This window comes from Rheinheimera faecalis (assembly GCF_021290965.1).
In the GTDB taxonomy this organism is placed as follows: domain Bacteria; phylum Pseudomonadota; class Gammaproteobacteria; order Enterobacterales; family Alteromonadaceae; genus Pararheinheimera; species Pararheinheimera faecalis.
Map to the genome: position 1 here is coordinate 23,796 of NZ_JAJOYT010000015.1, position 13,261 is coordinate 37,056.

At 47.9% G+C, this 13,261-nt stretch carries 11 protein-coding genes; 10 read left to right on the forward strand and 1 reads right to left on the reverse strand.

From position 1 onward, the window contains the following. Nucleotides 1–132: 132 nt before the first annotated feature. Nucleotides 133–1,086, reverse strand: a complete 954-nt coding sequence (locus LSG34_RS18500; protein WP_233010693.1) for a glycoside hydrolase family 43 protein — start codon at nt 1,084–1,086, stop codon at nt 133–135. A gap of 231 nt (nt 1,087–1,317) precedes the next feature. Here LSG34_RS18500 and LSG34_RS18505 point away from each other — a divergent pair, with 231 nt between their 5' ends. The 10 genes from LSG34_RS18505 (at nt 1,318) to LSG34_RS18550 (ending at nt 13,246) form a co-directional block, all read left to right on the forward strand. Beyond that, the gene (locus LSG34_RS18505; RefSeq protein WP_233010695.1) at nt 1,318–3,057 is read left to right on the forward strand and encodes an IlvD/Edd family dehydratase; all 1,740 of its coding nucleotides are present in this window, start codon (nt 1,318–1,320) and stop codon (nt 3,055–3,057) included. Nucleotides 3,058–3,128: 71 nt separating this feature from the next. After that, nucleotides 3,129–3,899, forward strand: a complete 771-nt coding sequence (locus tag LSG34_RS18510; protein ID WP_233010696.1) for an SDR family NAD(P)-dependent oxidoreductase — start codon at nt 3,129–3,131, stop codon at nt 3,897–3,899. 72 nt (nt 3,900–3,971) lie between these two features. Continuing rightward, nucleotides 3,972–5,570 carry an aldehyde dehydrogenase (NADP(+)) gene (locus tag LSG34_RS18515; RefSeq protein ID WP_233010697.1) on the forward strand — a complete coding sequence of 533 codons (1,599 nt, stop codon included), beginning with the start codon at nt 3,972–3,974 and terminating at the stop codon, nt 5,568–5,570. A gap of 1 nt (nt 5,571) precedes the next feature. Beyond that, the gene (locus tag LSG34_RS18520) at nt 5,572–6,618 is read left to right on the forward strand and encodes an aldose epimerase family protein (RefSeq protein ID WP_233010699.1); all 1,047 of its coding nucleotides are present in this window, start codon (nt 5,572–5,574) and stop codon (nt 6,616–6,618) included. Between the two features lie 115 nt (nt 6,619–6,733). Next, nucleotides 6,734–7,681, forward strand: coding sequence for an ABC transporter substrate-binding protein (locus LSG34_RS18525; RefSeq protein ID WP_269822968.1), 948 nt, complete (start codon nt 6,734–6,736; stop codon nt 7,679–7,681). 47 nt (nt 7,682–7,728) lie between these two features. Further along, nucleotides 7,729–9,264, forward strand: a complete 1,536-nt coding sequence (locus tag LSG34_RS18530) for a sugar ABC transporter ATP-binding protein (RefSeq protein ID WP_233010700.1) — start codon at nt 7,729–7,731, stop codon at nt 9,262–9,264. Next, nucleotides 9,261–10,364, forward strand: coding sequence for an ABC transporter permease (locus LSG34_RS18535; RefSeq protein ID WP_233010701.1), 1,104 nt, complete (start codon nt 9,261–9,263; stop codon nt 10,362–10,364). The genes LSG34_RS18530 and LSG34_RS18535 overlap by 4 nt, the downstream gene beginning before the upstream one ends. Next, complete coding sequence (gene yjfF, locus LSG34_RS18540; RefSeq protein ID WP_233010703.1) at nt 10,364–11,335, forward strand: galactofuranose ABC transporter, permease protein YjfF; 972 nt, start codon at nt 10,364–10,366, stop codon at nt 11,333–11,335. Before LSG34_RS18535 ends, yjfF begins: the two co-directional genes overlap by 1 nt. After that, nucleotides 11,332–12,276 carry an SMP-30/gluconolactonase/LRE family protein gene (locus LSG34_RS18545; RefSeq protein ID WP_233010705.1) on the forward strand — a complete coding sequence of 315 codons (945 nt, stop codon included), beginning with the start codon at nt 11,332–11,334 and terminating at the stop codon, nt 12,274–12,276. Before yjfF ends, LSG34_RS18545 begins: the two co-directional genes overlap by 4 nt. Further along, on the forward strand, nt 12,260–13,246 hold the full coding sequence (locus LSG34_RS18550) for a glycoside hydrolase family 43 protein (protein WP_233010707.1): 987 nt from the start codon (nt 12,260–12,262) through the stop codon (nt 13,244–13,246). The genes LSG34_RS18545 and LSG34_RS18550 overlap by 17 nt, the downstream gene beginning before the upstream one ends. Nucleotides 13,247–13,261 lie beyond the last annotated feature (15 nt).

A 13,261-nucleotide genomic window follows, 5' to 3' on the forward strand; every position in this document is an offset into this window, starting at 1 on the left:
TTTCTATTGTCAAGCAGAACTGTAGGGGCGGGGTTTATCCCCACCCGTTTAAAGTAGGTCGACCCCAATTATCCCCAAAGTAATTGATGTTGCAGCTAGGCGACAACGCTGCAGCTTCAAGTACGAAGGGGATTACTCTTTGCTTAAACCTTCACTGGTCATAATGACCCTTTTTAAAGTGCCATCTTTGTTGTAATACAGCCGATCGATGGCCACAGAACGGCGGAATTCACCACCATCAGGCTGAGCTGCTCCTGTGTGGTAAATAAAATAATCTTTGCCTTTAAATTCAATAATGGCCTGATGGTTAGTCGGTGAGTTGCCTGCTACTTCGTTCAGGATGTCCTGATAAACCCAAGGGCCAGTGATCTTTTTACTGGTGGCATAAACAATTTTTTCCGGAAAACCCGAAGCATACGACAGGTAATACAAATCGCCCTTTTTATGCACCCAAATGGCTTCGGTAAAATTGGGCAGATCCAAATTCTGAATAGGGCCATCCAGCTCTGTCATATTGGCTTTGAGTTTGGCGTAACGGGGTTTGGTATTGCCCCAAAACAAATAGGCCTGACCGTCGTCATCGATAAAGACGGACGGGTCTATATCATCCCAGTCGATGTGGGTGTCGGTCGTCATATCGTTGGTAATAAGCGCAGTGCCGCGGGCATCTTTAAATGGCCCAAGCGGTGAGTCACCTACAGCAACACCAATAGCAAAACCATTGATACTGGCGTGACGCACTGTGACATACCAATAAAACTTGCCACCTTTTTCAATCACCTGAGAAGCCCAGGCATCGCCCTTAGCCCAGCTAAAGTCTTTGGCCTTGAGTTTAGCGCCATGGGCCTGCCAATTTTTCATGTCTTTGGATGAAAACACCAGCCAGTCATTCATCACAAAAAAAGTCTTATTGTCTTTGGCTTCATCATGGCCAGTGTACAAATAGACAGTATCGCCGACCACTAAAGCGGCCGGATCTGCAGTGCGTACATCAGTAAAAATTGGATTAGCAGCCCACAAGCTGAAGCTCACCAGATTCAGTAATCCGGTCAGTAGAAAAATGGTAAAAATCTGAACGTTTTTCATAATACCCCTGTCGTGATTTAATAATAATTATCTTATAGTATTACTAAATGAGCCGGATGTGCAAAAGTTGCACAAATCAGGAGCAGGAAAAAAATTCTAATTAAATCAATGCAGAATGAATAAAGCTGCACAGCTTTGGTGAAAATTTTTTACGAACTGCTTGAATTTCGGCTTCAGCTTGATGTATTAGTAATACAATATTATTAAATTAGTTTGCTTCAGGATTCAACTATGGCCCAAGACGAAAAGAAAAAAGTGCAGCTTCGTTCTGCCAGCTGGTTTGGTACTAACGACAAAAATGGTTTTATGTATCGCAGCTGGATGAAGAATCAGGGCATTCCTGATCATCACTTTCAGGGTAAGCCAGTGATTGGGGTCTGTAATACCTGGTCTGAACTGACGCCTTGTAATGCACATTTTCGTCAAATCGCTGAACGGGTTAAAAATGGTATCCGTGAAGCCGGTGGTATTCCGGTTGAGTTTCCGGTGTTCTCAAACGGTGAATCTAATTTACGTCCAACTGCTATGTTAACGCGCAACTTAGCGGCTATGGATACTGAAGAAGCGATTCGCGGCAACCCTATCGATGGTGTGGTGCTGTTGGTGGGCTGTGATAAAACTACTCCTGCTTTATTAATGGGCGCTGCCAGTTGTGACTTACCGACCATAGTGGTGACAGGTGGTCCTATGTTAAACGGCAAACACCACGGCAAGGACGTTGGCTCTGGCACGCTGGTCTGGCAGGCACATGAAGAATATAAGGCTGGCCGTATTACGCTGGAGCAGTTTATGGATATGGAGGCCAGCATGTCGCGTTCTGCCGGTACCTGTAACACCATGGGCACCGCGTCCACTATGGCCTGTATGGCGGAATCTTTAGGCACCAGCTTGCCTCACAATGCGGCTATTCCTGCTGTGGATTCGCGCCGTTATGTGTTGGCGCATTTATCCGGTATGCGTATTGTTGATATGGTGCATGAAGATTTAAAACTGTCGAAAATTCTGACTAAAGATGCCTTTATTAATGCCATTCGCACCAACGCTGCCATTGGTGGTTCCACCAATGCTGTGATCCACTTAAAAGCCATAGCAGGTCGTATAGGTGTGGATTTATCTTTGGATGACTGGTCACATGGCAAAGGTGTGCCAACACTGGTGAACCTGCAACCGTCCGGTAAGTACCTGATGGAAGAGTTTTATTACTCGGGTGGTTTGCCAGCTGTGCTGCGCCGTTTAGGCGAAAATGGCATGTTAAATAACGATGCGTTAACGGCCAACGGCAAAAGCATCTGGGAAAACGTCAAAGATTCTGAGTGTTATAACGACGATGTGATTCGTCCTATGGACAATCCATTGGTGGCCAGTGGCGGCATTTGCATTTTACGCGGCAACTTAGCGCCTCGTGGTGCAGTGCTCAAGCCTTCTGCGGCCAGCCCGCATTTACTCAAGCACCGTGGCAAGGCAGTCGTCTTTGAAAACTTCGATATGTACAAAGCCCGCATTAATGATCCGGAACTGGATATTGATGAAAACAGCGTGATGGTGTTGAAAAACTGTGGGCCAAAAGGCTACCCAGGTATGGCCGAAGTCGGCAATATGGGATTACCTCCTAAGGTGCTGAAAAAAGGCATTAAAGATATGGTGCGTATTTCGGATGCCCGTATGAGCGGTACAGCTTTTGGTACTGTGGTGCTGCATGTTACGCCTGAGGCCATGGAATTAGGGCCTTTAGCCGCAGTGCAGGAAGGCGATTATATTCAGTTGGATGCACACAATGGTGTATTGCATCTGGAAGTGTCTGACGAAGAAATCGCCGCACGTTTAGAGAAATTAAAAGCCACTCAGGTGATTATGCGCACTGGTGGTTATATGGAAATTTATCGCGAACGGGTTTTACAGGCCGATGAAGGCTGCGACTTCGACTTTTTAGTTGGCTGTCGTGGTGCTGCGGTGCCGGCCCATTCGCATTAGTTTAGGCATTTGGCCAAGCTTTTAGGGTGGGTGGTGCCAGCCCTAAAAGCTATTTTATACGAGGCAAAATAATGAATTTAACCAATCACTACCCCAGCCTGAAAGGTAAGACAGTATTTATCAGTGGCGGTGGTTCAGGCATTGGTGCTTGTCTGGTGGAAGCTTTTATCGCCCAGGGAGCTAAAGTGGCTTTTGTTGATATTTTAGAAGCTGAATCTAAGGCCTTAGTGGCTGATTTAACTGCAAAATATCCAGAGGCTCAACTGAAGTTTTATCGCTGTGATTTGCTGGATATTGATGATTTAAAGCAAGTGATAGAGCAGGTCAAACAACAGCTTGGCGCTATCAGCGTATTAATCAATAACGCTGCCAGCGATACCCGGCATAACTTCCTTGAAGTCACGCCGGAGTATTGGGATCAGCGGGTTAATATCAATTTACGCCATCAGTTTTTTGCCATTCAGGCGGTGTATCCGCATATGAAAGAGCTGGGTACTGGTTCCATTATCAATTTAGGTTCGATGAGCTGGTACGAAAGTCAGGGCGGTATGCCTGGCTACACCAGCTCTAAAGCTGCAGTTTTGGGATTAACCCGTGGTTTAGCCCGTGATTTAGGGCCGGATAAAATCCGCGTTAATACCTTAACGCCGGGCTGGGTGATGACAGAACGTCAGTTGAAGTACTGGGTGAACGAAGAAACAGCACGGGATATTGAAAAAAATCAATGCGTCAAAGACAGCCTGATGCCGGAAGATGTAGCTGCTATGGCGCTGTTTTTAGCTTCCGACGACAGCAAATTGTGTACAGCACAAAACTTTATTGTGGACGGTGGCTGGATTTAACTGCATGCGCAGTGATCCAGCCGCTTTTTTACCACCACTTTTTATTACTTGAGAGTAAACAAGGGTTTAGCAATGATGATTACAGGCCAACAACTGATTAACGGGCAATGGGTGCAAGGCGAAGCGGGTCAGTACCAGGCGGTCAACCCAGCTGCTGCTGCTTTTATTGAACCTGTGATGAGTTATGCCAGCAAAGCTCAGGTGCATCAGGCGGTGGCTGCGGCTGCAGCAGCTGCACCGGTTTTTGCTGCTACTTCACTTCAACAGCGTGCTGAATTTTTAGAATTATGCGCCGATGAAATTATGGCTTTAGGTGATGAGTTGCCAGAACGTGTCGCGCTGGAAACAGGTTATCCAAAAGCCCGTGGTGAAGGCGAACGTGCCCGTACCGTCAATCAGCTGCGGTTATTTGCATCTTCTATCCGCTCTGGTGAATATCTGAATATCCGTATTGATACCGCTTTGCCTGATCGCCAGCCTTTGCCTCGTCCTGATATACGTTACACCAATCAGCCAATAGGTCCTGTGGTGGTGTTTGGTGCCAGTAACTTCCCGCTGGCCTTTTCTGTGGCTGGTGGTGATACAGCAGCTGCTTTAGCAGCGGGTTGCCCTGTCATAGTCAAAGGTCATAACTCACACCCCGGAACCTGTGAGCTGGTAGCTCGTGCGCTGCACAAAGCGGTGCAAAAAGCCGGTTTACCTGCTGGCGTGTTTTCTTTGATTATGGGCGCGGGTCGTGAAGTAGGGTCTGAACTGGTGGTTGCGCCAGAAGTAAAAGCTGTAGGTTTTACCGGCTCTTTAGCTGGGGGCATGGCACTGTTTCAACTGGCGAATAACAGGCCAGAACCTATTCCTGTATTTGCCGAAATGGGCAGCGTGAACCCTGTAGTGTTATTACCAGAAGCGCTTGAACAAAATGCTGAAGCTATAGCTGCAGGTTTTGTGGGTTCTTTAACTTTGGGTGTGGGTCAGTTCTGCGTCAATCCTGGTGTGGCAGTGGCTATTCAAAGCCCGGCTTTAGACAGATTCTGCGCTGCAGCTTCCGCTGCTTTAGCCAAAGTACCAGCTGGTGTCATGCTGAACGAAGGCATAGCTGCGGCTTATCAAAAAGGCACGGCGCATTTGTCTGCTCAGTCCGGTGTTGAATTGGTCGGCAGCGGTGAAGCTGTGGGCGACAAAGCAGGCTTCTGCACTCAGGCCAAACTCTTTAAAGTCACAGCCGAAGCCTTTTTAGCGAACCCACATTTGCAGGAAGAAGTCTTTGGACATGTCTCTGTGTTGGTGAGTTGTGCCGATCAGGCACAACTGCTGGCCGTAGTGCACACTTTAAAAGGTCAGTTGACTGGTACTTTACAGGCCACAGCTGCTGAGCTTTCCGCTCAGGCTGAATTGATTAGTGTATTGAGACAAAAAGTAGGCCGTCTGGTGGTGAATAACTTCCCGACCGGTGTTGAAGTCTGTGATGCGATGATGCACGGCGGACCTTTCCCTGCCGCTACTGATGCCCGTTTTACTTCGGTAGGCACTGCTTCTATTGCCCGTTTTGTCCGTCCTATTTGTTTCCAGAATTACCCGGCAGAGTTATTACCACCAGAGCTGCAAAACGCCAATCCATGGGGCTTACCGCGTTTGGTGAATGGCGTAAAAACCAGCGCAGTGGTTGACGCTTAATATGGGCTTTGTTGTCACTACCGACACTTTGCAGGTGGCTGCGTTAAAGCGGTCCTTGCAGCTGATTAAGCTGACTAATCCGGCCGGATTAACAGTGACCTTAAGTAATTTGGGCGCGGGTTTATGGTCGGTATTGATGCCAGATCCTGACTCCGCCGAAAAAACAGAACTTTTGCAAAATTACCAGGACCCAAGTCACTTTGCCCGCAATCCTTATTATTTCGCCGTGACTATAGGCCGGGTGGCAAACCGCATTGGTGCTGCCGCTTATATGCACAAAGGTCAGGTGCTGTCTTTGCTTGCCAATGAAGGGCCTAATCAATTGCATGGTGGCCCTGATGGTTTAGGCAGTCGCTTCTGGAGTTTTGATATAGACCAGCAAAAAGACAGAGTCAGCGTCACTTTTCGGATCACCAGCTTAGAGGGCGATCAAGGTTTTCCGGGGCAGTTGGATGTGCAGTTGCGTTACACCTTATTGGCGCATCATGAATTGGTGCTGGAATACAGCGCTGTGTCAGATAAAGACACTCCTGTCAGTCTGACCAATCATGCCTATTGGGCTATTGGCGGCGTCGGTCAAAACACTGTACTTGAACAGCAATTGCAGCTCGAGGCCGATTTTATTTTGGCTTTGGATAAACAACTGGTACCCACAGGCGAGTTAGTGCCGGCAACAGGCGCTTTTGATTTTAAAGCAGGCAAGCTTATAGGTCAGGATATTGGCCAGCTTGAAAACGGCTACGACCATTATTTTGTATTAAATAAAGAGCGTGATCAGAACAGAGCTGCGGCTTTAGTGCGGGATCCTGTTTCAGGCCGAACTTTGCAGCTCTTTACTGACCAACCTGGTATCCAGTTTTATAGCGGCAATTTTCTCGATGGCAGCATAGTGGGTAACCAAGGCACGCCAATAGAGAAATACGCCGCTTTATGTCTGGAGCCTCATGGTTATCCAAATGCGGTCAATAAAGCAAATTTTCCAACGGCTTTGCTTAAAGCTGGACAGTTGTATCGGCAGTGCAGCCGTTTTGTATTGGGGTATAGCTAACGGGGTATAGCTAACGTTTTATAACAACAGTTTTATCAAAACAGAGTTCAATCACAGCAGGCCTGCCATTTAAAAATATTACATGGGTCTGTCAGTAGACAAGGGGAGTCGACGTATGAAGATCAAATCCATAGTTGCAGGTTTGGGCCTGTGTTTAGTTTGTCACAGCAGTTTTGCCACCACTGTAGGTTTTGCTCAGGTCGGGTCGGAAAGCGGCTGGCGTACCAGTTTTTCCGAGTCTGTTAAAGCTGAAGCAAAAAAACGCGGCATCGATCTGAAGTTTTCTGATGCGCAGCAAAAACAGGAAAACCAAATCAAAGCGGTGCGCAGTTTTATTGCTCAGGGTGTGGACGCCATTATCATAGCTCCAGTGGTCGAAACCGGCTGGACCCCTGTGTTAAAAGAAGCCAAACGTGCCCGCATTCCCGTGGTCATCGTCGATCGTAATGTGCAAGTGCAGGACGAATCGTTATTTGTCACCCGTATCGCCTCCGACTTTGTTGAAGAAGGCCGCAAAGCGGCGACCTGGTTAATGAGCCAACCTGCGGCTCAAAAGCAGTGCAATATCATTGAGCTGCAAGGCACAGTCGGTGCTACTGCAGCCATAGACCGCGCTAAAGGTTTTAACGAAGTGTTGGCAAAACACCCACAAGCCAAAATTGTCCGCAGTCAAACCGCAGAATTTACCCGTGCCAAAGGCAAAGAAGTGATGGAGTCTTTGCTCAAAGCAGAGCAGGGTGGCAAAGGCATTTGTGCACTCTGGGCTCATAACGATGAAATGGCCTTAGGCGCTATTCAGGCGATAAAAGAAGCTGGCTTAAAGCCAGGCAAAGATTTGCTGGTGGTGTCTGTGGATGCTGTACCTGATTACTTTAAAGCCATGGCGGATGGTGACGCCAATGCCACAGTGGAGCTGAACCCGCATTTAGGTGGCCCGGCTTTTGATGTGATTGAAGCTTATCTGAAAGGTAAAAAAGACACAGAAAAGCTGATCCGTACCACAGGGGATTTATTCCTGCAGGATACGGCTGCAGCTGAATATGAAAAAAGACGCCTGAAGTAATTAATTTTGTAACGCCAGCCTGCATGGCTGGCTTTCAGGAGGTCCTGATGTCTAATCAGATGAATACCGCAGCACAACCAGTGCTGCAACTGCGGCAGATAAACAAAAACTTCCCAGGTGTAAAAGCGTTGCAGCAAGCCCAGCTGAGTTTATATGCCGGTGAAGTGCATGCCTTATTGGGTGAAAATGGCGCCGGTAAATCCACTTTAGTCAAAGTGATGACAGGTGTGCTGCAAAAAGATGCAGGCGAGATGCTGCTGGATTCTACAGCTCAAAGTTTTGATTCACCCAAAGATGCGCAGAAAGCTGGTATCAGCACTGTGTATCAGGAAGTGAATTTACTGCCGAATTTATCGGTAGCTCATAACCTGTTTTTAGGTTCAGAACCTAAGCGTTTTGGCCTGATAGATAAAAAAGCCATGGCAGCGCAGGCCAGGCAATTATTAAGCACGTTCGGCCTTGATATCAACGTGACTGCGCCTTTGTCTGAGTTCTCAGTCGCAGTGCAGCAGTTGGTGGCTATTGCCCGTGGTATAGCCCCTAAACGTGGTGCAGCTTGTACCAAAGTGCTGGTGCTGGATGAACCCACCGCCAGTTTAGATGCCGATGAAGTTCAGGTTTTATTTCAGGTGCTGCGCCAGTTGAAACAACAAGGTGTGGCCATTGTTTTTATTACTCACTTTTTGGATCAGGTTTATCAAATCAGTGACCGGATTACGGTCATGCGTAACGGTTGTTTTGTCGGTGAATACCAGACTGCCCATTTAAATAAAGCCGAATTGATTGCCGCTATGCTGGGTAAAGAGCTGTGTCAGCAGCGTCATCAGGCACCTTGTCAGGCAGTGGAACACTCAGAATCTATTTTAACAGCGCGGCAGTTAAGCTCTGGCCAGTCTGTGCAACAGCTGGATCTGGATTTACCTGCGGGCCAGGCTGTGGGTTTAGCGGGTTTATTAGGTTCGGGTCGTACTGAAATTTGTCGTCTGCTATTTGGTTTGGATCAAGCCGATAGTGGCACCTTAAGTTTTGCAGGTTCGCCCATTAAACTGAGTAATCCGGCACAAGCCATAGCCCTTGGTATTGCGCTTTGTCCTGAAGATCGTAAATCCCAGGGCATGATTGCGCCTTTATCCATCCGTGAAAATATCAGCTTAGCGCTGCAGGCCAAACAAGGCTGGTGGCGGGTGATTTCGAAAAAGAAACAGCAGCAACTGGCTGATTTTTATATTGAAAAACTGCAAATCGCCACGCCGGACGCCGACAAAGCTATAGGTCAGCTCAGTGGTGGCAATCAGCAAAAAGTGATTCTGGCACGCTGGCTGGCCGTGGAACCCCAGTTGTTGTTACTGGACGAACCTACCCGTGGCATCGACATTGGTGCTCATGCTGAAATATTGCAGCTGATCCGGCAGCTTTGTCAGCAGGGCATGTCTTTATTGGTCACCTCATCCGAGTTGGAAGAACTCACCGCCTTTTCCAGCAAAATTGTGGTCATGCGTGACCGGAAAAAAGTAGCAGAGCTAAGTGGTGAGGATCTGAACCCGGATCGCATTATGGCTGCTATTGCGGGAGCCAGCGTATGAGAGCCGAAGGAGCTGTAGTGGAACAGACCCACCAAGATCAATCAAAAGCCGATCAACTAAAAGCTGCCAGGCAGGCGCGTTATAGCCCGGGCCAGTCGGCGCATCAATTTAGCTTATACCTCTATCCGTTACTGGCTTTAGCTTTGTTATTGCTGGTGAATTTGCTGTTAGACCCACAGTTTTTTTCACTGCAATGGCAAGATGGCCGCTTGTATGGGCCTTTGATTGATATTTTAAATCGCAGTGCACCAGTGGCTTTGCTGGCCATCGGCATGAGTTTAGTCATAGCCACTGGTGGTATTGATCTGTCGGTTGGCGCTGTGATGGCGATTTGCGGCGCAGTGTGCGCTAACTTATTAGTGCTGGGGGACTGGTCCATTCCTGCTGTGATAGGCCTGGCTGTTCTGACAGGTTTAGCTTGTGGCTTGGTGAATGGCTTTATGGTCAGTTATCTCGGCATTCAGCCTATAGTGGCGACTTTAGTGCTGATGGTGGCAGGGCGTGGTGTGGCCCAGCTATTAAACCAAGGCCAGATTGTCACCTTTCAGAACCCTGACTTTGCCGCTTTAGGTTCAGGCTCCTTTTTAGGCTTACCAATACCTGTCTGGCTGGTATTGCTGGCGCTGCTTATTATGCAGTTGCTATTGCGACGCACAGCTTTGGGCTTATTTATTGAAGCTGTAGGTTGCAATGCCAAAGCCAGCCGTTATTTGGGCATAGATGACAGAGGCATTAAGCTGACTGTGTATTTACTGGCCGGTGGCTGCGCAGCTTTGGCCGGTATTATAGCTACAGCTGATATTCAGGGCTCGGACGCCAATAACGCAGGTTTATGGTTAGAGCTGGATGCGATTTTAGCTGTGGTTATAGGCGGTGCGGCTTTAACAGGCGGGCGTTTTTCTTTGCCTCGTGCCGTAATAGGAGTGCTGATTATTCAGGCCTTAAGCACCACCATAGTGGTCAGTGGTTTACCTTCTAAATTTAATTTATTAATTAAAGCCTTAGTGATATTGCTTGTGCTGATGTTGCAGTCTGAACTGTTTCGTCATCAACTTAAAACCTTGTTTAGTTTTGGCAAGCTGCGTGGAGGAAAAGCCTGATGTCCCGCACTTATTTACCTTTGTGGATCACCTTTGCTCTGGTGTTGTTGATGTTTGGCGCTGGTGCCAGCCAGTTTGATGGGTTTGCCAGTCTGCGAGTGGTTACTAACTTAATTAGCGACAATGCCTTTTTGCTGGTCACAGCTTTGGGTATGACACTGGTGATTTTATCTGGCGGTATAGATTTATCAGTGGGTTCTGTTATTGCGTTAAGTGGTGTGGCGGCGGCCTTGCTTATTGGACCTTATCAATGGCATCCACTGCTCGCTTTTGCTGTGATATTGCCTTGTGCGGCGCTGTTTGGTGCTGGTATGGGCGCTTTAATTCAGTATTACCAGCTACAGCCTTTTATCGTCACTTTGGCGGGCATGTTTTTAGCCCGGGGTGTGGCAACCTTACTCAGTGAAGAGTCTGTCGCTATTGAACATCCTTTTTATGATGCAGTGGCCGAGTTTGGGCTGGAGCTGCCGGATGGTGGTTGGCTGGGCGCTACCTCTTTACTGACCATAGCCCTGGTGCTACTGATGTTGGTACTTACTCACTACAGCCGCTTTGGCTCTTATGTCTATGCCTTGGGTGGCAATAGCCAATCGGCCCAACTGATGGGGGTTCCTGTCGCCCGTACTACCATTTTGTTGTATGCCTCAAGCAGTATGCTGGCTGCTATGGCCGGTATTATTTTTAGTTTTTATACTTACTCAGGTTATGCGCTCGCTGCTGTAGGTGTCGAACTGGATGCGATAGCTGCTGTGGTGATAGGTGGCACCTTACTGACAGGTGGCAGTGGTTTTATTATCGGCACTGTGTTGGGTGTATTGCTGATGGGCCTTATTCAAACCTATATCAATTTTGACGGCAGCTTAAGCAGCTGGTGGAGCAAAATAGTGATAGGCGGTCTGCTGTTTTTCTTTATCGCTTTGCAAAAGCTACTGAGTAAAAAATTGCAGAATAATGCAGTGAGCAAAGCATGACCGAACTGACTTTATTGCACAGCATTCCGCTTAAAAACAAATTAGGTGAAGGCATTGTCTGGCACAGCGCCAGCCAGTCGGTCTGGTGGACTGACATTCATGGCCGCTTTTTATATCAGCTGTTTTGGCCTTCACTGCAGTTAAATACCTATCCGCTGCCTGAACGTATCAGCTGTTTTGCTTTATTAAATCCAAATGACTCAATGCGCTCTGACTATTCGATGCTGGTGGCTTTTGAATCTGGTTTTGCTTTGTATCAACCTGCAAGTCAGGACATCTTTTGGTTGGTTAAACCTGAAACTCATTTATCCGGCAATCGCATGAACGATGGCCGTATAGACCGTCAGGGCAGGTTTTGGGCTGGCACTATGAAAGAGCAGGATCACGGCCAGCATGGCACTTTATACCGGCTGGATCAGCAAGGCTGTCATGCGATGATTACTGATTTACACATTCCAAATAGCCTGTGCTGGAATAAAAACAGCAACTTGATGTATCACGCCGACTCACCGACAGGTGTGATTTATTCTTATGGCTTTGATGCGGTTCAAGGTTCTGTAAGTCAGCCGCATTTTTTTGCCAAAGTGCCCACAGGCGCAGAACCTGATGGCGCTGTAATAGATGCAGAGGATCATCTGCTTTGTGCTTTATGGGGCGGTGCTGCGATAGCCCGTTATTCGCCATCAGGGCAGCAAACTGCATTGCATCTTTTACCTGTCAGTCAGCCGACTTGTTTGGCTTTTGGCGGGCCTGAACTGGACCTGCTGTTTGTTACTACAGCCCGTCAGGGTTTAACCGAAGAACAGTTACAGGCTGAGCCTGATGCCGGCAGTTTATTGATTTATCAGTCACCTTATCAGGGCTTGCCTGAATCAGAATTGGCGGTGCTGGATTGGGTTGCTTTGCAAAAAAGTGGAGGTGGTTATGTGGAGGCTCTGTAGTTTTTTACTGATAAGCCTGCTGAGTTTTAACCTGCTTGCGCAAGACGCAGAACCTCTGATTAAAAACCGCGCCGATCCCTGGGTCTATCGCGCTGCAGCAGATTCTTACTATTTCACAGCTTCAGTGCCGGAGTTTGATCGTATTGAGTTACGCCATAGTTCAAGCATTAAAGGCTTAGCACAAGCAGCACCTAAAGTGATTTGGCGCAAAAAAGATAAAGGCCCTATGAGCGCTAATATCTGGGCGCCTGAGCTGCACCGTATAGACGGCAGCTGGTATATCTACTTTGCTGCCGGAAAGAGCGAAGAAGCTTTTCATATCCGCACTTATGTGCTGAAAAACAGCTCTGCCGATCCATTACAAGGGCAGTGGCAAGAGCTGGGGCCGCTGAATACAGGCTGGGATAGTTTTAATCTGGATGCGACTCACTTTGAGCATCAGGGGAAGCATTATCTGGTCTGGGCACAGCAGGATAAAAACAAAAGTTATAACAGCGCTTTGTGGATAGCTAAAATGCGTAGCGCCACAGAGCTTGAATTACCCGCTACTTTACTGACAGAACCGCTTCTTGACTGGGAGGTCTTGGGTTATAAGGTCAATGAAGGGCCTGCAGTGCTGATTAAAAACGGCAAAGTCTGGCTGGCCTATTCAGCCAGTGCCACCGATCACCGCTACGCTATGGGCTTGCTGAGTGCTTCAGCAGATGCAGATTTATTGAAGACCGAAAACTGGACCAAAGCGCCCAAACCGGTGTTTTACACCAACGACAGCCTGAAACGTTTTGGCCCTGGCCATAACAGCTTTGTGTTGGCCGAAGATGGCGTCACCGATTTAATGCTGTATCACGCCCGTGATTACAAAGAAATTCAGGGCAATCCATTGCAGGATGGCAATAGACATACTCGTGTGCGGCCTGTGTACTGGACAGACAAAGGCCAGTTAGATTTTGCGCAGGATAAGCCCGACTAACTCATTGTTCCGTTA

Excerpts from the sequence above, each read along its gene's own strand:
- LSG34_RS18500 (WP_233010693.1), bottom strand. The coding sequence starts at position 1,086 with ATGAAAAACGTTCAGATTTTTACCATTTTTCTACTGACCGGATTACTG.
- LSG34_RS18505 (WP_233010695.1), top strand. The coding sequence starts at position 1,318 with ATGGCCCAAGACGAAAAGAAAAAAGTGCAGCTTCGTTCTGCCAGCTGG.
- LSG34_RS18510 (WP_233010696.1), top strand. The coding sequence starts at position 3,129 with ATGAATTTAACCAATCACTACCCCAGCCTGAAAGGTAAGACAGTATTT.
- LSG34_RS18515 (WP_233010697.1), top strand. The coding sequence starts at position 3,972 with ATGATGATTACAGGCCAACAACTGATTAACGGGCAATGGGTGCAAGGC.
- LSG34_RS18520 (WP_233010699.1), top strand. The coding sequence starts at position 5,572 with ATGGGCTTTGTTGTCACTACCGACACTTTGCAGGTGGCTGCGTTAAAG.
- LSG34_RS18525 (WP_269822968.1), top strand. The coding sequence starts at position 6,734 with ATGAAGATCAAATCCATAGTTGCAGGTTTGGGCCTGTGTTTAGTTTGT.
- LSG34_RS18530 (WP_233010700.1), top strand. The coding sequence starts at position 7,729 with ATGTCTAATCAGATGAATACCGCAGCACAACCAGTGCTGCAACTGCGG.
- LSG34_RS18535 (WP_233010701.1), top strand. The coding sequence starts at position 9,261 with ATGAGAGCCGAAGGAGCTGTAGTGGAACAGACCCACCAAGATCAATCA.
- yjfF (WP_233010703.1), top strand. The coding sequence starts at position 10,364 with ATGTCCCGCACTTATTTACCTTTGTGGATCACCTTTGCTCTGGTGTTG.
- LSG34_RS18545 (WP_233010705.1), top strand. The coding sequence starts at position 11,332 with ATGACCGAACTGACTTTATTGCACAGCATTCCGCTTAAAAACAAATTA.
- LSG34_RS18550 (WP_233010707.1), top strand. The coding sequence starts at position 12,260 with ATGTGGAGGCTCTGTAGTTTTTTACTGATAAGCCTGCTGAGTTTTAAC.